This is a genomic window from Shewanella sp. ECSMB14102 (assembly GCF_000813075.1).
Taxonomy (GTDB): Bacteria; Pseudomonadota; Gammaproteobacteria; order Enterobacterales; family Shewanellaceae; genus Shewanella; species Shewanella indica.
Map to the genome: position 1 here is coordinate 37,685 of NZ_JWGX01000009.1, position 26,001 is coordinate 63,685.

At 54.1% G+C, this 26,001-nt stretch carries 21 protein-coding genes, 1 tRNA gene and 1 pseudogene; 9 read left to right on the forward strand and 14 right to left on the reverse strand.

Annotated elements, in window-relative coordinates; genetic code table 11:
• Positions 1 to 262: 262 nt before the first annotated feature.
• On the reverse strand, positions 263 to 1,903 hold the full coding sequence (groL, locus tag RC73_RS04395; protein ID WP_039033505.1) for a chaperonin GroEL: 1,641 nt from the start codon (positions 1,901 to 1,903) through the stop codon (positions 263 to 265).
• Between the two features lie 58 nt (positions 1,904 to 1,961).
• Positions 1,962 to 2,252, reverse strand: coding sequence for a co-chaperone GroES (locus tag RC73_RS04400; protein ID WP_025010152.1), 291 nt, complete (start codon positions 2,250 to 2,252; stop codon positions 1,962 to 1,964).
• 249 nt (positions 2,253 to 2,501) lie between these two features.
• Here RC73_RS04400 and RC73_RS04405 point away from each other — a divergent pair, with 249 nt between their 5' ends.
• The gene (locus RC73_RS04405; RefSeq protein WP_039033506.1) at positions 2,502 to 3,866 is read left to right on the forward strand and encodes an MATE family efflux transporter; all 1,365 of its coding nucleotides are present in this window, start codon (positions 2,502 to 2,504) and stop codon (positions 3,864 to 3,866) included.
• A 215-nt stretch (positions 3,867 to 4,081) separates the two neighbouring features.
• Here RC73_RS04405 and RC73_RS04410 read toward each other — a convergent pair whose 3' ends face one another.
• Positions 4,082 to 4,759: an FxsA family protein gene (locus RC73_RS04410; RefSeq protein ID WP_082014242.1), complete on the reverse strand. Its 678-nt coding sequence runs from the start codon at positions 4,757 to 4,759 to the stop codon at positions 4,082 to 4,084.
• A gap of 200 nt (positions 4,760 to 4,959) precedes the next feature.
• Here RC73_RS04410 and cutA point away from each other — a divergent pair, with 200 nt between their 5' ends.
• From cutA to RC73_RS04440, 6 genes are all read left to right on the forward strand, one after another.
• Positions 4,960 to 5,292, forward strand: coding sequence for a divalent-cation tolerance protein CutA (gene cutA, locus RC73_RS04415; RefSeq protein ID WP_039033507.1), 333 nt, complete (start codon positions 4,960 to 4,962; stop codon positions 5,290 to 5,292).
• Positions 5,289 to 7,097: a protein-disulfide reductase DsbD gene (locus RC73_RS04420; protein WP_039033508.1), complete on the forward strand. Its 1,809-nt coding sequence runs from the start codon at positions 5,289 to 5,291 to the stop codon at positions 7,095 to 7,097. Before cutA ends, RC73_RS04420 begins: the two co-directional genes overlap by 4 nt.
• 127 nt (positions 7,098 to 7,224) lie before the next feature.
• Positions 7,225 to 8,844 (forward strand): cation:proton antiporter family protein, encoded by a 1,620-nt coding sequence (locus RC73_RS04425; protein ID WP_039033509.1) that lies wholly within the window; start codon positions 7,225 to 7,227, stop codon positions 8,842 to 8,844.
• A gap of 202 nt (positions 8,845 to 9,046) precedes the next feature.
• Entirely contained in the window at positions 9,047 to 10,198 is a 1,152-nt protein-coding gene (gene galK / locus RC73_RS04430) for a galactokinase (protein ID WP_039033510.1), read from the forward strand.
• Between the two features lie 32 nt (positions 10,199 to 10,230).
• On the forward strand, positions 10,231 to 11,262 hold the full coding sequence (locus RC73_RS04435) for an aldose epimerase family protein (RefSeq protein WP_039033511.1): 1,032 nt from the start codon (positions 10,231 to 10,233) through the stop codon (positions 11,260 to 11,262).
• Positions 11,259 to 11,657 carry a DUF2391 family protein gene (locus RC73_RS04440; protein ID WP_039033512.1) on the forward strand — a complete coding sequence of 133 codons (399 nt, stop codon included), beginning with the start codon at positions 11,259 to 11,261 and terminating at the stop codon, positions 11,655 to 11,657. Before RC73_RS04435 ends, RC73_RS04440 begins: the two co-directional genes overlap by 4 nt.
• Positions 11,658 to 11,752: 95 nt before the next feature.
• Here RC73_RS04440 and RC73_RS04445 read toward each other — a convergent pair whose 3' ends face one another.
• The 5 genes from RC73_RS04445 to fdhD form a co-directional block, all read right to left on the reverse strand.
• Positions 11,753 to 12,157 carry a hypothetical protein gene (locus RC73_RS04445; protein WP_039033513.1) on the reverse strand — a complete coding sequence of 135 codons (405 nt, stop codon included), beginning with the start codon at positions 12,155 to 12,157 and terminating at the stop codon, positions 11,753 to 11,755.
• A 424-nt stretch (positions 12,158 to 12,581) separates the two neighbouring features.
• Positions 12,582 to 13,562 (reverse strand): NAD(P)H-quinone oxidoreductase, encoded by a 981-nt coding sequence (locus tag RC73_RS04450; protein WP_039033514.1) that lies wholly within the window; start codon positions 13,560 to 13,562, stop codon positions 12,582 to 12,584.
• A gap of 243 nt (positions 13,563 to 13,805) precedes the next feature.
• A complete protein-coding gene (gene yedF / locus RC73_RS04455; protein WP_025010175.1) occupies positions 13,806 to 14,039 on the reverse strand; it encodes a sulfurtransferase-like selenium metabolism protein YedF in 234 nt (77 codons plus the stop codon).
• Positions 14,039 to 15,253: a selenium metabolism membrane protein YedE/FdhT gene (gene yedE / locus RC73_RS04460; protein ID WP_039033515.1), complete on the reverse strand. Its 1,215-nt coding sequence runs from the start codon at positions 15,251 to 15,253 to the stop codon at positions 14,039 to 14,041. The genes yedF and yedE overlap by 1 nt, the downstream gene beginning before the upstream one ends.
• Before the next feature lie 305 nt (positions 15,254 to 15,558).
• Positions 15,559 to 16,395, reverse strand: coding sequence for a formate dehydrogenase accessory sulfurtransferase FdhD (fdhD, locus tag RC73_RS04465; RefSeq protein WP_039033516.1), 837 nt, complete (start codon positions 16,393 to 16,395; stop codon positions 15,559 to 15,561).
• Between the two features lie 141 nt (positions 16,396 to 16,536).
• On the opposite strand from fdhD, the gene RC73_RS20455 reads away from it, so the two are divergent.
• Positions 16,537 to 16,631, forward strand: a tRNA-Sec gene (locus RC73_RS20455).
• A 6-nt stretch (positions 16,632 to 16,637) separates the two neighbouring features.
• Positions 16,638 to 16,805, forward strand: coding sequence for a hypothetical protein (locus RC73_RS21085; RefSeq protein ID WP_235369961.1), 168 nt, complete (start codon positions 16,638 to 16,640; stop codon positions 16,803 to 16,805).
• Here the strand turns inward: RC73_RS21085 and selB are convergent.
• The 6 genes and pseudogenes from selB to fdnG form a co-directional block, all read right to left on the reverse strand.
• A pseudogene (gene selB / locus RC73_RS21465) lies at positions 16,725 to 18,536 on the reverse strand (selenocysteine-specific translation elongation factor); the annotation flags it as partial. The gene RC73_RS21085 and the pseudogene selB overlap by 81 nt on opposite strands.
• Positions 18,533 to 19,954, reverse strand: a complete 1,422-nt coding sequence (selA, locus tag RC73_RS04475) for an L-seryl-tRNA(Sec) selenium transferase (RefSeq protein WP_039033576.1) — start codon at positions 19,952 to 19,954, stop codon at positions 18,533 to 18,535. The gene selA and the pseudogene selB, both read right to left, overlap by 4 nt.
• Before the next feature lie 62 nt (positions 19,955 to 20,016).
• A complete protein-coding gene (gene fdhE / locus RC73_RS04480) occupies positions 20,017 to 20,931 on the reverse strand; it encodes a formate dehydrogenase accessory protein FdhE (protein ID WP_039033518.1) in 915 nt (304 codons plus the stop codon).
• Positions 20,932 to 21,573: a formate dehydrogenase subunit gamma gene (locus RC73_RS04485; protein ID WP_039033519.1), complete on the reverse strand. Its 642-nt coding sequence runs from the start codon at positions 21,571 to 21,573 to the stop codon at positions 20,932 to 20,934.
• A complete protein-coding gene (gene fdxH, locus RC73_RS04490; RefSeq protein WP_039033520.1) occupies positions 21,570 to 22,493 on the reverse strand; it encodes a formate dehydrogenase subunit beta in 924 nt (307 codons plus the stop codon). Before fdxH ends, RC73_RS04485 begins: the two co-directional genes overlap by 4 nt.
• A gap of 2 nt (positions 22,494 to 22,495) precedes the next feature.
• Complete coding sequence (gene fdnG / locus RC73_RS04495) at positions 22,496 to 25,510, reverse strand: formate dehydrogenase-N subunit alpha (protein WP_144361832.1); 3,015 nt, start codon at positions 25,508 to 25,510, stop codon at positions 22,496 to 22,498.
• Positions 25,511 to 26,001 lie beyond the last annotated feature (491 nt).

Sequence of the window (26,001 nt, forward strand, 5' to 3'; positions counted from 1 at the left end):
CCCCCGCCCTCGGCAGAAACCGCTGAAATGGAAAAGGCCCGTGTTCGATGCGCGGGCCTTTTCCTTTCTCGGAATAAACAAAAGCCCCGATACGGTTAAGTATCGGGGCTTTTATTTTTAAGTTCTAAGCTTCTGAGCTTAAGACCGACATTACGTCTAGCGCAGGAAAAATCGTTTTAGAGCCAGGCATCTTGCCGCGACGTTTAGTGAACTAAACGAGTGTCAAGATAACGCCGCTATAGACGATTTTAACCCGCTAGGATCACATCATGCCGCCCATTCCGCCCATACCACCCATACCGCCCATATCAGGCGCAGCCTCTTCCTTTGGCAGCTCGGCTACCATGGCTTCGGTGGTGATCATCAGACCGGCTACAGAGGCCGCAAACTGCAGCGCAGAGCGGGTAACCTTGGTTGGATCCAGGATACCCATTTCCAGCATGTCGCCGTAAGTGTCGTTACCGGCGTTATAACCATAGTTACCGCTGCCGTTCTTGACGTTGTTGGCGACAACAGAGGCTTCTTCACCTGCGTTGGTAGCGATCTGGCGCAGTGGGGCTTCCATGGCGCGCAGGGCGATAACCACACCGTGCTTCTGATCTTCGTTGCTCACGTCCAGCTCACCAATCTTGGAGGCAACGCGAACCAGGGCAACACCGCCCCCAGGAACCACACCTTCTTCAACGGCGGCGCGGGTAGCGTGCAGCGCATCTTCAACGCGGGCTTTCTTCTCTTTCATTTCCACTTCGGTAGCGGCACCGACTTTGATTACCGCAACACCGCCGGCCAGCTTGGCCATACGCTCTTGCAGTTTTTCTTTGTCGTAATCGGAAGTCGATTCTTCAACCTGCTGCTTGATCTGGGCAACACGGGCTTGAATTTGCGACTCTTCACCGCTGCCATCGATGATGGTGGTGTTGTCTTTGGTGATAACCACGCGCTTGGCGGTACCCAGGTCTTCCAGAGTGGCTTTTTCCAACTCCAGGCCAATCTCTTCGGCGATAACAGTACCACCGGTCAGGATAGCGATATCCTGCAGCATGGCCTTGCGACGGTCACCGAAACCAGGCGCCTTAACGGCAGCCACTTTAACGATACCGCGCATGTTGTTCACTACCAGAGTCGCCAGGGCTTCGCCTTCAACGTCTTCGGCAACGATCAACAGTGGCTTGCCCGTCTTGGCCAGGCCTTCGAGGATAGGCAGCAGCTCACGGATGTTGGAGATCTTCTTGTCAACCAGCAGGATGAATGGGTTGTCCAGTTCAACAGAGCCGGTTTCAGCCTTGTTGATGAAGTAAGGAGACAGGTAACCGCGGTCGAACTGCATACCTTCAACTACGTCCAGTTCGTTTTCCAGCGCCTGACCTTCTTCAACTGTGATCACGCCTTCTTTGCCCACTTTTTCCATCGCGGTGGCGATGATTTCACCGATAGACTCATCAGAGTTGGCAGAGATGGTACCTACCTGAGCGATAGACTTGGAGTCGGAGCAGTCCTGAGACAGGGCTTTCAGCTCGGCAACGGCGGCGATTACAGCCTTGTCGATACCGCGCTTCAGATCCATTGGGTTCATACCGGCGGCAACGGCCTTCAGACCTTCGGTCACGATAGCCTGAGCCAGTACTGTGGCGGTAGTGGTACCGTCACCGGCAGCGTCGTTGGCCTTGGAAGCAACTTCCTTAACCATTTGCGCGCCCATGTTTTCAAACTTGTCTTCCAGTTCGATCTCTTTGGCAACTGAAACACCGTCTTTGGTGATCAGTGGTGCGCCGAAGCTCTTGTCCAGAACGACGTTACGGCCTTTAGGGCCCAGAGTGACTTTAACTGCGTTAGCCAGAACATTCACGCCCGCCAGCATTTTTACGCGAGCGTCATTGCCAAATTTTACTTCTTTAGCTGCCATGTTGATTATCCTTAAATTTTTCGATTACTTTGGAAGGTCTTTAATGGTTGTGAGTGGTTTATTCCACTACGGCCATCAGGTCAGCTTCTGACAGGATCAGGACTTCTTCACCGTCAATCTTCTCTTTCTTGACACCGTAACCTTCGTTGAAGATCACTACGTCACCTACCTTCACGTCCAATGGCTTAATGTCACCGTTTTCGAGGATGCGGCCATTGCCAACAGCCAGTACTTCACCACGGGTAGACTTTTCGGCTGCGCTGCCGGTCAGTACGATGCCACCGGCCGAAGTGCTTTCAACTTCCAGGCGTTTGACGATCACGCGGTCATGTAATGGACGAATATTCATCGATGGATTCTCCTAATGATTTTTGCCCAATATGAGGCGGTTCATGGTTGATGTAAAAGGCGACCAAGCCAATTGGCTTTAGCCGCTTGATGTTGGCTTATATGGGGGCCGTATTTGGCACTTCCAAGGGGACAGCTCAAAATTTTTTGAAAATTTTTGACCCTCGTTTTTTAAAGCCGGGGCAATCCTGTTAGAATCGCGCTTCCGCACGATTTCCTTCATCCATTTCACAAGAGGCAGATACGGGCCATGAGAGACAGACACGGGCTGCTCAGTCAGCCGATAGGTCGTGTACTGCTTAATATGAGTATTCCCAACATGTTAGGGATCCTCACCGTGCTGGGCTTCAATCTGGTAGACACCTACTTCATCAGTAAGCTGGGCACAGAGGCGCTGGCGGCGATCAGCTTCACCTTCCCTGTGACCCTGGTGGTATCCAGTATTGCCATCGGCATAGGCGCCGGTGTGTCCACTAATCTTGGCCGCCTGATAGGCGCCGGGCACGCCCCCAAAGCCAAGGTGTTTCTGCATGATGCCCTGCTGCTGACCTTTATTTTGACTGCCGGGCTTTCCTTGCTGGGCAGTTTGTTTATCGAGCCGCTGTTTTCCCTGCTCGGCGCCAAAGACGACATACTGCCGCTGGTGCATGACTATATGAACCTCTGGTATCTGGGGGCGCCGCTATTGGTGCTGTTGATGGTGGGTAATCAGGGCCTGAGGGCCACCGGCGATACCCGTTCCCCGGCGGCGATTTTGTCGCTGGCGGCGCTGATTAACCTGATCCTCGATCCGCTGCTTATCTTTGGTATCGGCCCCTTTCCCAGGCTGGAAATTCAAGGCGCCGCCGTGGCGACCCTGATCTCCTGGTTAATGGCACTGTCGCTGTCCAGTTATCTGTTGGTGGCCAAACGCCATATGTTGGTGGCCGCGGGCTGGTGTTTAAGTCGCTTTGTCGATAACTGGAAACAGCTGGCCCATATCGCCCAACCGGCGGCGCTGATGAATATGATCAACCCCCTGGCCAATGCCGTGATGATGGCGATGCTGGCCAGGATAGATCACGCCGCGGTGGCCGCCTTCGGTGCCGGTACCCGGCTGGAGTCTGTGCTGCTGATTGTGGTGATGGGGCTGTCTTCCAGCCTGGTGCCCTTTATCGCCCAGAATCTGGGCGCTGGTCAGAAGGAGCGCGCCCGCGAGGCATTGCTGCTGGCGCTGAAGTTTGTGCTCCTGTTCCAGACCCTGCTGTATATTCCGTTGGCGCTGCTGGCGCCGCAGATTGCCGCCCTGTTCACTACCGATCCGCAAGTGCTGGAATGGCTCAGCTTCTATATTCTGGTGTTGCCCGCCGCTTACGGCCCTCTTGGCGTGGTGATCATAGTGGCCACCTCGCTCAACGCCTACCACAGGCCCATGGCCTCGCTGGTACTGAATCTGTGCCGCCTGTTCCTGCTGATGCTACCACTGGCGGCGCTGGGCGCCTTCCTCGGTGGGGTAAAAGGCCTAATGCTGGCGCTGCCGGTAACCAACATACTCATGGGTATTGCCAGCTATTATCTGGCCAGCAATATCAGCGAACCGCAAAAAATCAAATCCCCCTGCCCCAATGAGGGATAAGCACTTGGCAACTCCAGAAAGCTGAGAGTATGCACGGCAGTAGTTGCCGCGACAGCATCCTTAAACTGACGCCGCGGCCACTGCTACGGCGCACTCATTCAAGTGCCGCGATAGCCACTGGCATAGCGATAAATGAGTGATAAATGTTTTCCAGTCAGCGCTGCAAGTTATGAAGAGTGAATAAAAAAGACCTTCCGAGCGGAAGGTCTTTTTTATCAGTGTTTGTGCCGATCACCTGCGCTACCGGGCCGACTATCATCTTGGTCTGTTTTATCTTCCGTATCCTGCGGCTGATGGCCTTTTTCACTTCGCTGATGGCTGTTTTCACTTCGCCGAGGGCTCTCTCCACCCGGCTGATGGCTCTCTTCTTCCAGCTGATGGCTCTCTTCTTCCAGCTGATGGCTCTCGGGACGCTTATCGGAAGGGTCGGCCTTGCGCTCAAATTCACCTTCAAATACATCCCCACCCTGACCTCTTTGATGAGGTGGTTCAAAGGGGTTGGCACCGGCTCTGAACTGGGCGCCGGTAACCACCTTGAGCTGCATCCGCTGATAGAAATAACGTGCCAGCGGTGCCCTAGTGATAGGGGTCAGCAGAATAAGGCCGATAAGGTCGGTAACAAACCCCGGTATAAGCAGCAGAATACCGGCCATAGCCAGCATCATGCCCTCGACTATCTCTTGCCCCGGCGCTTCACCAACGGCCAACTTTTTCTGTACCGACATCAAGGTACTCACGCCCTGGCTGCGAACCAGAGAAACACCGACCACCGCGGTGAGGATCACCAATGCCACTGTGTTCCAGCTGCCCAGGACTTCGCCGACCCGGATAAGTACCGAGAGTTCGACGACAGGGATCAGCACAAAGATGATCAACATTATCAGAAATGGCATGTAGGCCTCATTTTTTGCAGTAGTTGAAAACTAAATGGGGATAACCCGGTCTGATTTCAAGTCCGCAGCCTGCAACGGGTTTGGCGCTTAAGCTCACTGTTTCAGCAAAGCCTTAATGCAAGCCTGCGGCAAAACACGTAAAGTAGACGCTCGATTTTAATCCCCTTGGCTTAAGTCAGGTTTAATTTAACCCGCTCATTATGGACATAAAATCTCAACAAGCGCTGCTGGTTTTTTGCAGTTGCCCGGATACAGACAGTGCCAAGAGCCTGGCGGCAACCTTGGTGCGCGAGTCGCTGGTGGCCTGTGCTCAGGTGAGTCAGACTGTGGATTCATTTTATGTCTGGCAGGACGAACTCTGCCAGGAGACTGAAGTCAGTCTGCAGCTCAAATGTCTGGCCAGCGCCTACCCCAGGCTGGAGCAGAGACTACTCGAACTGCATCCCTATGAAGTACCTGAAATTATTGCTGTGCCCATCAGTCATGGGCTGCCCGCCTATCTGGATTGGATAAAAGACAACACTAAGCTATGAAGAAAATACTTACCCTGCTGCTAGGCAGCCTGTTGCTTCTCAGCCCGCTGGTTCAGGCCGATGGGATCTTTGGTAACAAGCAATTCGATTTTCTCAAGAGTGAACCTGAGCTGATGCCTGTGGATCAGGCCTTTGCCTTCGACTTTAGTCAGCAAGGCAATAAGGTCAAGCTCAGTTGGGTGATAGCCGACGGCTATTACATGTACCGCGACAAACTCAAGTTCAGCATAGATGGCGGTGAACTGGGCGAGATAGCCCTGCCCCAGGGCAAGGGCCACACGGATGAGTATTTCGGTGAGCAGCAGGTGTACTACTCCTTTATCGAAATTCCAGTTGCCATTAAAGAGGCAGGGGAAGCCGCCAAGTTATCCGTCACCTTTATGGGCTGCGCCGAGGGCAAACTCTGCTTCCCGCCGACCACCAGAGACGCCCTGCTTAAACCTGTAGCGGCCAATGATGGCATACTGCCCGATACCGACAAGAGTGCCGATGCAAAAGCGCCGGCTCCCAAGGGCCAGGCGGTAACCCAACAGGATAACCTGCTGGACAAGCTGCTCTCCGGCGACAGCACCCTCCTCAACTATCTGACCTTCTTCGTGTTGGGGATAGGTCTGGCGCTGACCCCTTGTGTGTTCCCCATGTATCCCATTCTGTCGGGGATCATTGTCGGCCAGGGGCAGAAAGTCTCCACCGGCAAGGCCTTTACCCTGTCGATGGCTTATGTGCAGGGGATGGCAATTACCTATTCGCTGCTGGGGCTGGTGGTGGCTTCGGCCGGTCTCAAGTATCAGGCGGCGCTGCAACACCCGGCTGTGCTTATCACCATAGCCATACTGTTTGTGGTACTCAGTCTGTCTATGTTTGGCCTCTATGAGCTGCGCCTGCCCGCCAGTTGGCAACAGAAGATGAACAGCCTCTCCAATAAGCAAAAGGGTGGCAATCTGCTGGGCGTGTTCGTCATGGGTGTGCTTTCGGGCCTGGTGGCCTCGCCCTGTACCACGGCGCCGCTATCGGCGGTACTCGTGTACGTGGCACAAACCGGCGATCTGCTACAGGGCTTTTTGACCCTCTATATTCTCAGCATGGGCATGGGTCTGCCGCTGCTGCTGATAGGCACCTCGGGCGGTAAGTTGCTGCCGCGCGCCGGCACCTGGATGAACATAATCAAGCATGTGTTCGGCTTCCTGCTGGTGGCCGTGTCCATCATAATGCTGGGCCGTATCTGGCCTGGATTGGTGTCGGATCTCATGTGGTCTGTGTGGGCCATCGTCTTTGTTGGCTACCTGATGCACCAGAACAAGCTGAGCCAGTTCAACTGGAAACAGACAATGCGCAGCGTGATCCTGACCCTGCTGTTGCTGTCGAGTTTCTCCTATGGCTTCCAGGCGGTAATGAGCGCCATGGGCTACCACTTCATGGGGCAGCCACAAACCGAGCATCATACCTTCAAGCGCATCAAGTCACTTGAGGATTTCAAGACCGAACTGGCAGATGCCAAGGCCGCCGGCAAGCCGGTAATGTTGGATCTCTATGCCGATTGGTGTGTGGCCTGTAAGGAGTTTGAGCAGATCACCTTCAAGAATGCCGAGGTTAAACAGCGGATGGAACAGATGGTGCTGCTGCAGGCCGATGTGACCGCCATGGATGAAACCGATGTCGCCCTGCTGGAAGCCTATGATGTGCTGGGGCTGCCGACACTGCTGTTTATCGATGAGCAAGGCCAGCTAACAAATGAGCTGAGAGTGACAGGTTTCATGGGCCCGAAAGAGTTTGCCGCCCACTTGGACATTTTGCTCAAAAACTAGTGCGTTAGTACTGACATTTCTGGAAAAGCGAACTTATCAGCAGATAAGTTCGCTTTTTTATTTAAATTTAATGCTCTTCTTATAGAATAACCTTCTAATAGCCATCATTTTTCCTAAAAGAATAAAAATGGAACCAGCAATTCTTGTTATTACCTTGGCCTGCGGCATGCTGGTCAACCGCATCAATTTACCACCGCTTATCGGCTATCTGGCCGCCGGCTTTGTACTCTATACCTTAGGGGTAGACAATGACAGCCTGCCAATGCTTAACGAATTGGCTAACTTAGGGGTTACCCTGCTGCTGTTTGCCATAGGCCTCAAGCTGGATATCCGCAGCCTGTTCAAGGCCGAAGTCTGGGCCGGCTCCAGCCTGCACCTGATGTTATCCATGGTGATCTTTGTCCCCATTCTCAAACTGCTGGGGCTGGTTGGCCTGGTGCAATTGACCAATCTCACGGTGGAACAGCTGACTCTGCTGGCCTTTGCCCTGAGCTTTTCCAGTACTGTATTTGCGGTCAAGGTATTGGAAGACAAGGGCGATATGCAATCCCTCTACGGCCGGGTCGCCATAGGTATTCTGATCATGCAGGATATCTTTGCGGTATTGTTCCTGACCATTTCCAAGGGGGAGTTTCCCTCGATATGGGCGCTGGCACTCCTGTTATTACCTTTAGCCAAACCCTTGATATACAGAGCCTTTGATAAGGTCGGCCACGGTGAACTCCTGGTACTCTTCGGCCTGGTGATGGCTTTGGTGGTCGGCGCCTGGCTGTTTGAATCTGTGGGGCTGAAACCGGATCTTGGCGCGCTGATCATAGGTATCCTGCTGGCAGGACACAAGAAGGCGTCCGAGCTGGCCAAGTCGCTGTTCTACTTTAAAGAACTGTTTCTGGTGGCCTTCTTCCTCACCATAGGTCTCAACGGTCTGCCGAGCGTGACAGATATTATGCTGGCTGTGCTGCTGGTGACACTGATCCCGCTGAAAATCCTGTTGTTTGTCTATATCCTCACCCGCTTCAAACTGCGCTCGCGCACCTCTATGCTGGGCTCATTCAACCTGGGTAACTTCAGTGAGTTCGGTCTGATTGTGGCTGCCGTGGCTACCAGCAAAGGCTGGCTACCCTCTCAGTGGCTGGTAATCATTGCCGTGGCACTGAGCTTCAGTTTTGTATTGGCGGCACCACTCAACGCCATGGTGGGCAACATCTACCAGAAGTACCAACAGAAACTGGTCAAGCTCGAGAAGCACCCACTGCATCCGGAAGACAGACAGATCCCCGTGGGCAATCCGCGCTTCCTTATTCTGGGGATGGGGCGCATAGGCTCTGGTGCCTATGATGAACTCAAGGCCAGATTCGATGGTGAGATCCTGGGGATTGAACACAAACAGGAGTTGGTGGATTTCCACCGCGAGCAAGGGCGTAACGTAGTACAAGGCGATGCTTCGGATACCGACTTCTGGGAAAAACTCGACCGGGCTCCCGGGCTTGAACTTGTGCTGCTGGCGATGCCGTATCATGCGGGCAATATGTTTGCAGTTGAGCAACTTAAGAAACTGAATTACCAAGGAAAAATCAGCGCGATTGTGCAATATGGTGATGAGGGTGTGGCGCTGCGCGAATCCGGCGTCCACAGTGTTTACAACCTCTATGAGGCCGCAGGTGCCGGTTTTGTCGAGCATGTGGTCTGTGAACTGCTGGCGGCCGAAACCGTCAAGGAAGCCGACGCCAAGAAAGCCGCATCCTGATATCTTAGTATCATTTAGCCTCACTCTGTCCGGCAGCGGGTGAGGCTTTTCCTTTCATCTTCCCGAATACCCCCTCAATCTATCCTGGAATGCAACCTGGATAAAAATCTCACTTACACCTCAGAGACAGAAATGATATAACAACAGAAAAGCAGTCATTTATGTTGCTGTTCGAGCGTTTTTTTGCGGAATCCATAAGAGCATGTCGAATCCTGCCCCCAGCGTTACCAAACTCTTTGTCAAAACCTTCGGCACCAAGCCCGATGCTTTATATCAGGCCCCCGGTCGGGTCAACCTTATCGGGGAACACACAGACTATAACGAAGGTCTGGTGCTACCGGCGGCAATCAACTTTCACACAGTCATCGCGGTCAAGCGCCGTGACGACGACAAGTTCCGCGCCGTATCAGGTGCCTTTCCCGGCATTTTTGAATGGCACTATGGCAATGAAGGCAGCATGAACGAGGATGAGGGCTGGGTCAGCTACCTCAAGGGCTTTACCTCGGCCATGGCCCAGAGCGGCCTACCTGCCCGCGGCCTGGATCTGGCGGTGATCGGCAATGTACCGGCCAACGCCGGATTAGCCTCGTCGGCCTCGCTGGAAATCGCCTTTGGCACCGCCATCAATGACACCAGTCAACTGCATCTGTCACCGCTGGCCATAGCGCAACTGGCGCAGCGGGGTGAAAACCACTATGTCGGCCATAGCTGCGGCATCATGGATCAGATCACCTGTGCCATGGCCGAAGCCGGGTCAGCGCTGCTTATAGACTGCCTGGATCTGGACTGCGAAAGCGTGCCCTTCCCCGACGATCTCAGTCTGCTGATCATCAATTCCGGTCTACCCTCCATCGCTCACAACAAAAAGTTTGGTGAGCGCCGCTTGCATTGCGAGCAGGTGGCAGGACATTTCGGTTTGGATACCCTGCGCCACTTGTCGCTCAGGGCGCTGCAAAGCGCCGAGGATGAACTGGATCCGGTTGCCTTTCGCCGTGCCCGCCATGTGATCAGTGAAAATCAACGCACCCAGAGCGCCTGCCGCGCCCTGGAGCAGGGCGATATCGCCAGGCTCAGTAAACTGATGGCCGAATCACACCGCTCGATGCGCGATGACTTTGAAATCAGCCATCCAGCGATAGATACCCTGGTGGAATTGATAACCGACGTCGTCGGCGAACGCGGCGGAGTACGGATGACAGGCAAGGGCTTTGGCGGCTGCGTCATCGCCCTGGTGGAACATGAGTTGACCGACAAGGTGATTGCCGCCGTCGAGCAGCAATACCCGGCCAAAACCGAGCTGGAGGTCAGTGTTTACCTGTGCAGCCCCAGCGACGGAGCCTGCCGCCTGGACTGAGTTGTAGACCTAAAGCCAAAAGGAACTAGCAGATGATACGTTTCAGCGCACTCGACAGTTGGGAAGATCCCCGCGGCGGCCAAATAGAAAGGGTCAGAATCGACAATGGCATTCTGGCGCTGGAAGTGCTCAGTCTCGGTGGCATTATTCGCTCACTGTGGGCGCCGGATCGCCATGGTGAGCGCGCCAATATCGTGCTTGGCTGTGACTCTGCAGCCGATTATCTGGATCAGGACGCCTGTTTGGGCGCGGCTGTCGGGCGTTACGCCAATCGTATCAAGCAAGGGCAAATTCACGGCCTGGGCAAGACTTTTTCTCTGGACAAAAACTTCAACGGCCACTGCCTGCACGGCGGCCACGAAGGCTTTCATCGGCGCCAGTGGCAACTGGGCACGCTGCCGGATGGGGTACGCCTCAGCCTGATAAGCCCGGACGGTGACATGGGTTTTCCCGGTGAATGCCGGGTGCAATTGGACTATCGTCTGGCGGGCAACAACCTGTTTGTGGAGTTTATGGCCTCAAGCAGCCAGGACTGCCCGGTGAGCCTGACTCAGCACAGCTATTTCAATCTCGATGGCCGGGCGGATATCGCTGAGCACCATTTGCAACTCGATAGCAGCAGAGTCCTGGCAACCGATTCCGAAGGCATTCCCAGCGGCATAGTCGATACCCAAGGCAGCATGTTGGATCTCAGCCAGGGCAAGACTCTCAAAGCACTGCTGGGACAGCCGGAACTGGCCGCCGGCCAAGGGCTGGATCACTGCTTTATCAGCCGGCAACAGAAAGATGAGCTCTGGCGTGTGGGTCGTCTGAGCGCACCGCTATCCGGCCGCGGCCTAACGCTGTACACCAACCAACCCGGAGTGCAGCTATACACAGGCGCCGGGCTAGAAGGGACCAAGGGTCGTAAGGGCCAAGCGTTGAAGGCCTGGCAGGGCGTCTGTCTCGAGCCACAAATGCTGCCGGACGCTGCCAATCAGCCACAACTGCACGGCGATCCCTGGATAGCCCCCGGACAAATTTATCATCATTTGAGCCGCTACGAGTTCGATACCCAGGCATGACCAAACTCTATTTCAACGCCGAGGATCTCGGCCAGATCAGCATAGGCGCCTTTGCCTTGTCCGTGCCCATCTCCTTTTCCGAGGAAGCCTGGATGCTGGCGGCCAATCTACCGGTAGTAAATCTGGTACTGGTGGTGGTATTGAGCCTGAGCTTTATCGCCCTGTTTGCCTATCAGAGTGTGTTTCAGGCCAACATCAAGGCCAGGGTGTGGGTGTTTTGGCTGCGGATCCTGCTGGCTTATGCCCTGACCCTGCTGGTGGTGAGTGTCGTCTTGCTGGCCCTGGATAAATGGCCATTACTGAGCGATCCCTTACTGGCGCTGAAACGCACCCTGTTGATCGCCATGCCGGCCTCTATGGGCGCCATCATAGTCGATAGCTTCGATAAAGAATAATCGGCTATCCAATAGATAATGTCAGTATTCGACTGTCCGGTATACCCGGGCCACCGCTTCAGTAAACTGAAGACGGACGGCCGGGTATAGGGATATCAGTCGTCGAAGCTGTCATCCCAATCGTCATCGAAATCATCACCCATGTTGTCGGTTTCAACCTCGACCTCAGGTTCCGGCTTGGGCTTACGCGCGGGAGCGCTGTCTTTGACGTTGTTCAGATTGACTCTGGCCTGCTGCTTTTGCATAAACTCGCTGCGGACCGCTTTGAATGCACTACCGAACTCACGCTCGGCAGCCTTGGCTTCATCCTCACCCAGATCATGCAAGTTGGGTTTAACTATATCTTCCACATATTCAATAATCGCATTGCGCTGAGAGTTGAACAGGTAGATACGTCCAGGAGATGCCTCGGGTAACTGATTGTCATGGACGACGATAGCATTGCCACGTGCGGTTCTGAGCTCGCCATACCAAACTTGTTTCTTTGCAGTGTTATACATATATGCCAATACCCTTAAATCAACACATACACCAGAGAAGTTGCCAATAAGTCGCTGCACTTTGTGCCTGGACTTGCTCGCGCCTTCCCTAAAGTTTTTCGGCCAAAGAAGCGCACTACTGCTCACTTTGCCACAATAGGTTTCCACCTTTGGAAGGTGGCGTTTTCAAGTGCGTATTCTTACAGAATCTTTCCGAGAATCAATGCTGCAAACCGTGATTTTTCCAACTAAATAACGATTAATTTTTCATGACAGCACCCTAGAGTGCTCTCACAAAGGACTTTAGCCTAAATTTTCATCAGGGCAAGTTGAATTTTGCACGCAAACGCCTTAAGGCTGCATGTTACAGCCAACCAGCGACGACGAAGAAAAAGCTGCCGAAGGAATATTCAGCAGCCAAAGGGAGTGGCGCGTCAGTAGCTACTTACTTCAGTGTCAGTACCACCTTGCCCGAGTGATTGCCGGATTCCAGCAAGTGGTGTGCCGCAATGCAGTCTTGCAGCGGGAAGCTGGCAAAGATATGTGGCTTAAGGGCGCCTTCATTCAATAACGGCCAGACCTTGGCCTTGAGCTCGGCAGCAATCGCCGCCTTGGCCGCGACGCTTTGAGGCCTCAGAGTCGAGCCGGTCCAAACAATGCGCTTGGCCATCAGGCGAAAGATATCCACTTCAGCCCTGGCCCCCCTTTGCATGGCAATAGACACCATGCGGCCATCAGAGGCGAGTACCTTGAGATTCTTGTTGGCAAAGTCGCCGCCAGCCATATCCAGCACCACTTCGACCCCCTTGCCCTCGGTCCAGTCCATTACAGGTTCGACAAAGTCCTGTCGGCGGTAATCAATCGCAAGCTCAGCCCCCAGTTGCCGACACCAGGCACATTTCTCCGGGCTACCGGAAGTCACCAGTACCCTGGCACCAAAAGCCTTGGCCAGGGCAATGGCGCTACTGCCGATACCGCCCGAGCCGCCGTGGATTAGCACTGTCTCACCTGGCTGCAACCCGGCTCGCATAAACAGATTGCCCCACACGGTAAAGAAAGTCTCGGGAATCGCTGCAGCCTCTTCCAGGCTCCAGCCCTTGGGCACAGGCAAGCAATGCCCCGCCCAGGTAAGCACATACTCACTGTAACCACCGCCAGGCACCAGGGCACAGACCGCTTGCCCATTTTGCCATTGGTCTACGCCCTGCCCCAATGCCACTATCTCGCCGGCCACTTCCAACCCCAACACGGGGGAAGCGTCTGCCGGAGGCGGATAGTTGCCCTTGCGCTGTGCCAAATCCGGGCCATTGACTCCGGCCGCCGCCACCTTGATCAACACCTGCCCCGGGCCGGGAGTAGGGATCTCGGCATCAGCCAAATAGAGCACTTCCGGTTGTCCGGGAGTATCAAAAATAACCTGTTTCATTACTGCTCCTTGATGTAGGGAAGAGCCGAACCACAGCTTATATTTGCCTTTAACTCGGTTCAGTGCAAATCTGGCATCGAGTCATGGCGGCCATCGGCGCACGACTTTCAGCTGGCTTGAAAGTCGAATGCCGCTCATATCCAGATGCCTGGCTCCCGCAATAGCCCACCATTAAACCCGCATAAAAAAACGCTGCAAAAGCAGCGTTTTATAACAATTGAAACAGCGGAAATTGATACTAATTCAGCGCTGAATCAGATAGCGGATCGTCGGGCCGTTCTGTTCTATCTCCAACACCTTGTAGCCGTGGTTTTTGGCATCCAGCGGAATATTGTTGATCGACTGTGGGCAGTCGCTGATCACTTCCAGAATTTCACCGGGCTTGAGCTGGGGCATAGCCTCCAGGGTGGCAACAGCGGGATATGGACAGGGTTCACCAACCATATCTAATTGATAATCAGGAGTATATTGGCTCATTACGCGGCCTCCGCAGTCAGTTGAGCATCCCGTTTGGCTTTACGGGCGAAGAATTGTTTTTCCCAGGCGAGCATGGCGACAAATGCCAGGCCCAGCATCAGATAGGTGGCCAACAAGCCGCCCTTGTCCCCTAAGCTGGAAAGCAGGTTGACCTTGTCCCAACTGGTGGCCAGTGGTTCGGCCAAGTCGTCCCAGTAGTAGGCCAGAATGGTGGAGCCGATAACGTTGCCCAGACCAACCCACCAGAAGTGTACCTGCCCTTCCACGGCGCGGTACATCCAACCGGTTTCGCAGCCGCCGGCCAGCACTATGCCGAAACCAAACAGCAAGCCGCCGATAACCGCGTTGGGACCGGCCCACATGATCTTGGGTGAAACCCCAAGTTGCACATAGCTGTAAATCCCTATGGCACTGACCGCCATACCTATAATGATCGCCTTAGCCATATGGGTACGGCCGGTGATCCACATGTCGCGAAATGCCGAGGTAAAGCAGATCTGTGCCCTTTCAATCAGTAGACCGAAACCGACACCGCAAAGCATGGCGATACCTAGCTTGGGCGCATTGAACAGGGTCAGGAGTCCCCAACCGACTATGCCGATAAACACCAGCATACCGATCCGAAAGCGCCGTCTGGCCTGGTTTTCATCCTGCTTGACCGAACTGGCCTTGGTGACCTTCTTCAGCGCCACCGGAATGCGGAACATGGGCAACAAGGTAAACCTGGCGCCAAAGTAGGAACCGGCAGCAGTGGCCAACGCAAAGAACCAGGCATGCAACGAGAACTGTGGGATCCCGGTAAAGAAGGCCGCCAGGTTACAACCCATGGCCAAGCGGGCACCGAAGCCGGCTATGATGCCGCCAACCAGGGCCTGCATGATACGCACCCGACTCTGTGGCATTCTGAGCTTGACGTTATTGGCCCATAGCGCCGCGGCGATACAACCACCGAACATGCCGATAATCATCATGCCGTCGATACGATCCAGCGGCGTGCCGGCCAAACCTATCACCTTGAAATAACCCCAGGTTTCCGGCTCAGCACCAAGCATTTGCAACAAGTGCCCACCCCAGCGGGTGAATTCGCCGGTCACGGCCCAGAAGGTACCGGTAAGACCAAAATAGTAAGTGGAAAGAATACCGGCGGCGATAACCGCCGGCATGGGGGCCCAGAAACGGACCAGATATTGTTGTTTAAATTGTTGCCATGTCATGTCATTACCCTAATGAACGAGACCTTGCCAAAACGGACACGGGCGTGTCCGTCAACCATTTTGTAAGGTGCGAACAAACAGCCCACAGCAACTGACCTGTCGCACCTTATTTCATGCCTTTACGGCGATAAAACCGCTGGAGTGCAGCAAACGACCGGCTGTCTGTCATAGTCAAAGCACTAAAGACCGGCCGAAACTGAGTTCCGACCGGTCACAAGAGTGTTTAACAACGATGACGAGCAGACAGTAGACGCTGTGCTAAAGAAAGGGCGAACAAGTCCCGTGAGGACTTTGTCTCTACTTACTTAAATGGCCTTGGCCAGGCGATCGCGGCTCAACCCCGTCAGTCTGTGACCATGGGTGTAGAGCGTCGCACGACCGTTGCGGCAAAAGCCCACCAGCGTGATGTTGCTCTTCTCGGCCAACTCCAACGCCAGTGAGGTCACGGCGGACATGGCAAAAAGAATCTGAATATTGGCACTGGCAGCCTTTTGCACCATCTCGAAACTGGCTCTGCTGGTCAATAAAACCGCGATTGGCCGCTCGGCATTTTTCTGTGAAAAGGCACCGATTAACTTATCCAGTGCTATATGTCTTCCAATATCTTCATAGGCATCAATAATATGCCCATCTTTATTTAAACCCATGGCAGCATGGGTGGCACCAGTTAATTTAAAGTGCTGTTGATTATCCTTAACAAAACTCAAAGCAACCTTTAAATTATTGATATTAAACTCGGCACCATCATCAACTCGAATAACAGGTTTAACCGCTTCTTCAAGTTGGGCAACACCGCAAAGTCCACAACCGGTCCTACCGGCCATATTGCGTCTTTGTTGCTTTAATTCCATAAAACATCTTTGGGTTATCTCAATCTGAACCAGCACACCTTCTTCGGTGTGCTCAAGCTCAATACCCTTGATTTCATTTATATTTCTGACTATGCGCTCCGACAGGGTAAAGCCGATAGCAAAGGCTTCGAGATCCTGCGGACTGGCTAACATTACCGTGTGGGCAATGCCGTTATAGACCAGGGCGATTCTCACTTCGTTCGCTAAGTAGTCAGTTAATTCAGAAGCCTGCCCTTGTTCCATAAGGGTGACTTGTTTCTCGGTGACAACGTCATGCGAATAATAATCCATAAGTACCCTCTGAACCTATCTAAATAATAAAAATTTACAGACTTTAAAATAAAATAAGAGCTATATCACAAACTCATAAAGTAAATAAAAACAGGGTTGCTTCAACTGAATTCATTTTCTATTATCCTTGTGTCTTTCGATGGAAGAACGTCGTCTCCGGTGAGGCGTCCGGACTTCAAATCCGGGTGGGGCTGCCAGCAGTCCCGGGTAGGTTCGACTCCTATGTTCTTCCGCCAATCTTCATGGGACCAGAAAAGTTCAGCGTCCCGGATCTCCCGACTGTTACTGCGATATTTCCTGCGGGTAAAACCGCTGCGATCGAAAAACTCCAACAGTTGGATACTCACCTTGCGGCCAAGACCTATCATCGCCTTGAACTCGGCGGTTTCCAGTTGCCCCTTTTGGTCTAAATGACCACGAATAAGATCCGCGTAGTGGCACAACTTACTGCTGAGCAGGTATCTGTCTTTCACCACTGCGGTGATAAATCCCTGTTGCACCAACTGGAAGCACAGCGGCCGCAGTTCGCCCGGATCCAGCTCAAGATATTCGGCCATCTCAGTTACCCACACAGGGGTATCTTGCTGCTCGAGCCAGGGAGATAAACGCTGCCAACAAGCTTCGGCTTGGGGATCCAAAGTCATTCTGTGTTGTGGCAACTGCAGTAAGGCGCCGCGCAGTACCATGCGGCGATCGCGACAGAGGCGCTCCAGGATCAAACTGGCAAGTGGCAAGGGGAACTTACTGTGACTCATACGCAGCAGGCGATTACGCCCCAACCCCAATTGATCCGGGTGCTGCTGATGGTATTGCTCCAATAAGGACAAATAGTGCTGCTGCTCGGCCTCAAGCAGTTCAGGTGCCAACAGGAAGCCGCCGTGGCGGCTGAGTCCGGCTTCCTGAATGAGTCGGGTCAAACCAGCTTCAGTCAGTTGCCAACGCCAGGCCAAATCAGCCACGGCCAAGGCCTGTTGCCGACCGAGGTGGGCCAATGCGGCAGCCGGAGTTTCGGCATCGGCGAGACAGCCAATAAGAGCGAGCCGCTCTTCGGTGCGTTTCTTGCGATTGGGTACAGTCAGCGCCAGCACTCTGGCGGCACCCAGGGTGTGCTTGCCACTGGCGTGACGCAGTACTATGGGGTCGTCCTGACATAATAACAACGGCTTATCCAACACCAGCTCAGCCAGGCTGTAGCCGCGCTCATCAGCCTCTGTCAACTGGGATATGCGTCCCAGGGTATGCTCGGCGCCGTGGTGGCAATGTACGCTCTGCCAGTGAGTCACAGGTTCAAAGGCACGGATCTGCACCACAGGGCGACCACAGGCATCCGGCTGTGGCAAGCTGCTGAGCCAATCGCCGCGCTGCGGCGCTCTGTGGTTATCGACACCACTGAGATTGAGGGCAACGCGGGTGCCCGGCAACGCCGTCTGCGACTCCTGTCCCTGGCAGTGAATGCCGCGGATCCTCAGCTTGTCTTTCTGACCCGAGCTGTAGAGGTTATCACCGACCTTGGCACTGCCACTGATCACTGTGCCAGTGACCACCCAACCGGCGCCCTTAACGCTGAATGCCCGATCCAGGGTCATGCGAAAGGCCTGCTGCGCGTCTGCTGCAATACAAGCCTTCTCAAGCTGCAGCTCGCTCGATGCCAGCGCCAGAATATGCTCTCTGAGCGAGTCGATCCCCTGGCCATTACTGGCCGAAACGCTAAAGACGCCGGAGGCCTTGAGGGCAAACTCGCAAAGCAGCGCCTCACTCTCTGCAACCACTTCATCGATGCGGGCCCGCTCCACCAGGTCACTCTTGGTAAGCACCAGTGTCAGGCTCTTAAGCGGCAACATGGCTAAAATTTGCAGGTGTTCACGGGTCTGCGGCATCACGCCGTCATCACAGGCCAGCACCAAGAGCGCGTGCCTGGCATGACTGACGCCCACCAGCATGTTATTGATAAACTTTTCATGACCCGGCACATCGATAAAGGCCAGCCGTTGTTCGTCGGCAAACGGCATAAAGGCATAACCCAGATCTATGGTCATGCCGCGGCGTTTCTCTTCCGGCAATCTGTCGGTATTTTGCCCGGTCAGGGCCCGAATCAGGCTGGTCTTGCCATGGTCTACATGGCCGGCAGTTACCAGGATCACAGCGATACTCCCAGGGTGCTCAGCTCGGCCAGCAGCTCGGCTTCATCGTCTACCCCGCGCAGATCCAGCAGCAACTGCTCATTACTGATCCGGCCGATCACCGGCCGCTCGGCCTGCTTGAAATGTTGCTCAAGCTCAATCAGGCTAGCCCCCGGATTGGCGCTGAACGCCAGCGCCACCGAAGGCAGGAAGGTATCCGGCTGTGAGCCACTGCCCACCTGGGTGCGGCACTCCACCAGCTCCAGCTGATAGCCGGGGGCAAACAGGGGCTGCAACGCCTGGTGTAAACGACTGCCAAGCAGCTTGAGTTGTTGCTGACTGCGGCCGAACTTGGCCATCATAGGCAGTTCAGTATCCAGGGTTTCCGGGTTGAGATAGTGGATCAGTGTGGCTTCCAGCGCCGCCAGAATCAGTTTGTCGCAGCGCAGCGCCCGCTTGAGCGGATGGCTTTGCAATTTATTGATAAGCGACTGTTTACCGACAATCAGCCCGGACTGAGGGCCACCAAGCAGCTTGTCGCCGGAGAAGCTCACCAAATCGACCCCATCGGCCAGCATCGCCTGCGGAGTAGGTTCCTGCTTGAGCCCGAAGCGGCGCAAGTCGGTGAGCGAGCCACTGCCGAGATCCGAGATCAGCGAAATATCATGCTCGCGGCACAAGGTCGCCAGCCGCGACTCTTCCACCGAGGCGGTAAAGCCCTGAATATGGTAGTTACTGGTGTGCACCTTCATAATGGCGGCGGTGTTTTCGGTTATCGCCTGTTCGTAATCCCTGAGATGGGTTCGGTTGGTGCTGCCCACTTCTACCAGAGTAACCCCGGCCTGACGCATGATGTCGGGGATCCGGAAGGCGCCGCCTATCTCCACCAGCTCGCCGCGGGAAACTATCACCTCTTTACCTGTGGCCACCGCCGACAACATCAACAGCACGGCGGCGGCATTGTTGTTAACCACACAGCAGGCATCGGCGCCGGTGAGGCGGTGAATGAGTGAGCTGACGGCATTGTCTCTATGGCCGCGCTTGCCGGCCTGCAGCTCAAATTCCAGTGGGGTCGGGTAACGCATCACAGAAGTGACGGCCTCTATGGCCGCCTCGGACTGCTGCGCCCGTCCCAGGTTGGTGTGCAGCAGGGTGCCGGTGAGGTTCCATACCGGCCGTAAACTATGGCGATAATCGCTGGACAGCTGATCAACCAAAATGCCATACAAGGCTTGGTGTGAGTGACACCAGTCGGGCAGGCGTTGCTCACGGCCTATCCCGGCTCTTGCCAGCCGAAGTTGTCCATCCAACGCCTGTTTGACGGCGGCCTTGCCAAAGCGGCTCAGCAGCGGAGCCAGCGCTGGCTCGGCCAGCAGGCTATCCATGGAAGGCAAAGCCCGATAGAGGTCTTTGAGGGTATCGGCAGTTTGGGTCATCATCTGTTTCATCATTGACTGAATAAAGGGAGGGCCTTAGCCCTCCCGGCTTTCTTACTAGCTGGTTACTCGCTGTCTTCCGTCTCGTGGGCCAGCAACAAAGGATTGACAGTGGTGGCACCATAGCCTTTCTCGTTGAGCTGACTGTCGAGCATCAGGGTCGCCAAATCATCGGCGGCCACATCCATCAGCGGCGACTTTTCGAGGAACATCATCTTGGTATAACCATGACAGGCCTCGCAGCTTTCGATGCGAACTTCGGCCTGATAGTCGTCCAAAGACCAGAGGGTCATCTCCTTGTCATGCCCGCAGCAAGTGCAATGGGCACGTATGAAGTGCCACTCGCTCTCACACAGGCTGCAATGCAGATAACGCAAACCGGCTCTGGGTTCATCGACTATCACGCTGGCAACCGGATGACTGCCACAAACCGGACACAGGCTCTGCTGTTTGACCTGGCGCTGATCCATGCGCTGAATAACTGCCGGCGCCCAGTGAGACCAATAAAGCCCCATGGCAGCCCACAGAAACAGACTGAACCTGGCGGGCACTGCACTCAGGTTGCCCTGACGCAGCGCCTGCCCCCAGGCACTCAATTGCTCGGGGGCCTGTTGCATCAAAAGACGCAGCACCCGGGCGACCGACTCATCCACCTGAGGCAGGAGTTCACTGAGCAGTTGCTGCAGCAAACTCTGCCAATAGCTGTCGGCACTGGGACCCAAGTCTGCGAGGGGCAACCCCTCGGACTTGTCCCAGGCGGGAGGAAGACCGAAGTCTTCCTCCGCCGCCAGTTTGGCCTGTACGGCGACCAAACGGCGACACAGCTCCAGGTAATCAGCCAGCGGCGAGTCCTTGGCCAACACTTCCAGACGCTTGGCTCTGCGCAGATAAACGCTGACAGGATCGGCGGCTTTCAGTGGTTTGAGCTCCAGCGGCGACTCGCTGCCGGGGGCCAGGGGTATCTCGGCTGTTTGACTCATTTAGTGTTTCTCCGCTTCCGAATCTTCTTCCAGCATTCTGGGGTGGTGCTTACGGCACCAGGCCTTGGAGACCTTGCCGTAAAGCATGCCCGCAACCGAACCTTCTACCCAGGTCGCCATCCAGAAGTGCACCATCACGAAAATCAGCATGATGAGAGCACAGATGGCGTGCACCAGAATCGCCCAGCCAATGGTAGTGGCTGAGAAATAAGGTGCAAAATAGGGCTGCCACATGATGAAACCAGTCACCGTCAGTCCGATGGAGGTCACCACGAAAGCACGGAACAGCACCTTTTGCCCAGGGTTGTAATGGCCGATAGGCGGGATCTTGTCCTCGTTCTCAAACATCACATCCTTGATGGACAGCATCCATTTCAGGTCGTTCTTCTCCCACTTGTTGTGATGGTAGTAACGCACCAACATCAACATCAGCGGCAGACACATAAACAACCCGGCAATGGGGTGAACGAAGCGCGCCAATTGAGGCGTGCCCGCAATAGCCCCCATCCACTGGAAGGAAGGATAAAAGAACGAAAACCCGGTCAGAAAGGTGACCAAACCTGCCGCCACAATGAACCAGTGGCAGATGCGGTCAAACAGCTTATGACGCACTATCATCTCTTGCTTGTGATGCTTGCTCATTTGCCGTCCTCCTCTTTCTGAGCCGCTTGCTGATCTTCCTCAGGCGGCTGATAACCGGGTTGATCCTCTTCGACTATGTTGCGACCAACGGTGATCTTGTGCAGACAAGCCACAGCAGCTGTTGCCAGGATCCCCACAGTACCCAGAGGCTTGACCCAGTCCTGCCACAGAGTGACAGACAGTGGGATCTGTGGATCTTCCGGCATGTTGTAGCTTTCGGGCTGAGTGACATCGTGCAATATCATCATCATCGCTGTGCCACCCACACCTTCCGGGTTGTACAACCCAGCCTTGGCAAAGCCACGCTCTTTGAGCTCGGCCACCCGCTTGTCGGCATAGAACAACATGTCTTCACGAGTACCGAAGCGCAGTGCGCCTGTGGTACAGGTCTTGACGCAAGAAGGCTCCAGTCCGACTGCCAAGCGGTCGGAACACATGGTGCACTTGTAGGCCTTGTTATCCTTGGGGTCGATTTTGGGGATATCGAACGGACAGGCACTGGCGCAGTAACCGCAACCAACACACTTGTCTGAATCGAAATCCACTACCCCGTTGGCGTGCTGGATAATGGCGCCTGCGGTCGAACACGCCTTGAGACAGGCAGGATCGGCGCAGTGCATACAAGCTGAGTGAGTGAACTGCCAGCGCAACTTGTTGCGCTCGTCCATCACCTCGTTGTACTCCATCAAGGTCCAGACCTGGCCGGAGAGTTTCATCGGGTTTTGATAACTGCCCTCGAAACTGCCCACTTCTTCACGCAGATCGTTCCATTCGGAACACGCCACCTGACAGGCCTTACAACCGTTACACTTAGTCGCATCAAACAGTTTTGCTACCTGCTTGATATCACCAATCCGAGTTTGCGATGCCGGCGTTGCCGCTGAGGTGCCTGAGCGTCGAATAATATCTTGTGTTGCCATTATCAGACCTCCGCCTTCTCAACGTTCACCAGGAACGCTTTGTACTCAGGAACACCCGTGTTGGCATCACCCATCTCTGTGGTCAGCACGTTACAGGTATATGCCTTCTTGGTGAGGGCGTTATGACTACCGTGACGTGGAATACCCAGGGTGTGTACCGTTTGACCATTGACTTGCAGTGGCTGCAAACGCTTGGTCACCAGAGCCTTGGTAAAGATGTGGCCACGCTTGGAGCTCACCTTCACCAAATCACCATTCTTGATGCCTTTTTCTGCTGCCAACTGCTCGTTCATTTCCACAAAGGTCTCTGGCATGGAGATCGCCGCCAAACGGCAGTGAGTCGTCCAGAAGTTAAAGTGTTCAGTGAGCGAGTATGTGGTACAGGCGTAAGGGAACTCCTCTTTGGTGCCTATGGTTTCTTTCACACCCTCAAACCAACGCAGCACTGGGCTGTGCACCACTTTAGGATGCAATGGGTTGGTCCCGATTGGTGATTCCACCGGCTCATAGTGCTCAGGGAACGGCCCTTCTTTCAGCAGCTTCAGGGCGAACAAACGGCCCACACCTTCTGCCTGCATGATGAATGGGTGCGCGCTGTCCTGTGGATTGAGCTTGGCGTTGAAGTCAGGCACGTCTATGCCTTCCCACTTGCCATCCTTCCACTCGACTATGGTGCGTTTTGGATCCCAAGGCTTACCGTTGACATCACAAGAGGCGCGGTTGTAGAGCACCCGGCGGTTGGCAGGCCAAGCAAATGCCCATCCCGGGGTTATCCCCTTGCCGGATGGATCATGGTTGTCACGGCGTGCCATCTGGTTGCCTTGCTCGGTCCAGGAACCGGCATAGATCCAACAGGCACAGGCGGTGCTGCCATCGTCCTTGAGTTCACTAAAGCTGCTCAGTTGACGGCCGGTGTTAACATCGTATCCGTTCAACTCTTTGGTCAGCTCCACCGAGCTTGGGTTATGCGGATCGGCATAGTCCCACTTGACCGCTTCCACAGGCTCAGGCAGTTTACCGCCCTCTTCGCGATACAGCTTTTTCATCTCCAGCAAAATGCCGGCCACAATCTCAGAGTCGGGCATGGATTCGCCGGGAGCATTGGCACCCTTGTAGTGCCACTGCATCCAGCGACCCGAGTTGACGATGGAACCTTCTTCCTCAGCAAAACAGGTTGTGGGCAGACGGAACACTTCCGTTTGGATACTGGCGGTATCAACTTCGTTGTAATCCGGCTCATGTTGCCAGAAGGTCGCGGTTTCAGATGCCAAGTTATCAAGTACAATCAAATACTTGAGCTTGCTCAACGCCTTGAGGTTCTTGTTGCGGTTAGGCATAGAGTTAATCGCGTTAACCCCCTGCACAATACAACCGTTGATCTGACCGCGATACATCATGTCAAGATAGCGGCCAAAGTCATACATCTGATCCCACTTAGGCAACCAGTCATAACCAAAGTCGTTTTCAGCTGTGGCATGCTTGCCCCAGAAGCCCTTCATTTGCGAGATAAAGAACTTGGGATAGTTTTGCCAATAGTTGGTCTGACCCGGACGCAACGGCTTAGGCGTATAGTGATCCAGATAAGTCTGCAGATTGACGTCTTTATCATTGGGTAGCTTAAGGTAGCCCGGTAGGCTCTGACACAGCAGACCCATATCGGTAGAACCCTGAACGTTGGCGTGACCACGCAAGGCGTTAACCCCGCCACCCAACTGGCCAATGTTACCCAACAGCAACTGCACCATCGCCATGGTACGAATGTTCTGCGCACCCTTACTGTGGTGAGTCCAGCCCAGGGCATACATAAAGGTCGCCGCCCTGTCTTTGGTGTAAGTGCTGCCAATCGCCTCACAGACCACTTGGTAGTCGTCTACCGGTGTCCCTGTGATGTTGCTGACAGTGGCAAAGTCGTAACGTTCTACGTGCTGTTTCAGCAGGTTCCACACACAACGAGGGTGCTCAAGGGATTCATCCACCTTGGCATAGCCGTTTTCGTCGAGTTGATAGAACCAGGATTCTTTATCGTAGTCGCCCTTCTCTTCATCAAAACCTGAGAACAGACCTTCGTGGAATTCAAAGTCTTCCCGCACCAGATAGCTGGCGTTGGTATAGGCCTTCACATAGTCGAAGTTGATCTGGTTGGTGGAGATCAGATAGCGGATCACACCCAGCAAGAACGCAATGTCTGTGCCTGAGCGGATAGGAGCATAGTGATCGGCCAAAGCAGCACTACGGTTGAAACGAGGGTCAACCACAATCAATTTGGCATTGTTATGTTGCATAGCTTCCGTGACCCAGCCGAAACCGACAGGGTGCGCTTCTGCAGCATTACCGCCCATAATGATCACTACATTAGAGTTCTTGATGTCGATCCAGTGGTTGGTCATGGCACCGCGCCCAAATGTTGGAGCAAGACTTGCTACCGTTGGGGAGTGTCAGTTACGTGCAATGGTATCGATGGCGACTAAGCCAAGAGAACGAGCAAACTTTTGAGTCGCAAAACCACTCTCGTTCGCCATACCGGATGAGGTCATCATCCCTGTAGTCAACCAACGGTTGACTGTTACGCCATCGGCGTTCTTCTCAATCAGGTTGGCATCACGATCGTCTTTCATCAAACGGGCAATACGCTTGTAAGCTTCGCCCCAACTGATACGCTTCCATTCATTGCTACCCGGAGCGCGATACTCAGGGTACTGCAGACGGTGCGGACTGTTAACATAGTCCACCAGGCCTGCGCCTTTAGGGCAGAGCGCCCCACGGTTTACCGGATGATCGGCATCACCTTCAATATGAAAAATGGCATGTTCAGAGTTTTTGCCACCGCTGCCTTGGCTATACATAAGCAAGCCACAACCCACCGAGCAATACGGGCAGTTGTTGCGGGTCTCTTTAGCTCTGAGTAGTTTGAATTCCCGAACTGCGGCATAAGCCTTCTCGGACAACAACCCCAGCGCAGATATGGCTGAAGTTGCCGCCCCGGCAGCGCACAGTTTGAAAAACTGACGTCTGTTCATAGCGTCCTCACACTCTTGTCGTTATGAGTTTTGATGGGGGTCACCCCTTTCGGCGGCGACCTACCGAGTGCAGTAAAATTAAAGACCACACTTCATGTAGGATTATCCTTAAAGACACTCAGGATAACAAATAATGACACGAGACCAGGATCACAAAGAGATAGCTATGACATCTTGAACCATAAAATGATATAGATACAGAACTAAAACCCAACAAATAGACTTAAAATAGTTTATAAAGCCAAAACGAACAAAAAATACACCAAAAGACATTTTGTCCAAATATATAGGTAAATTTTGTCCCATTAACGAAAAAGGCAGGATGAATAGCCATTAACTGAGGTTCAATCGACGGGAAAAAGAAAAGGATAGTGCTAAAAAAGCCGACAACTAAGACAAGGGGAAATAACTGAATGAACGAATATAACAGATAAAACAAAGTATTACATCAGTAACACCTTTACACTATCTGCAGTAGCAAACCGAGGGAG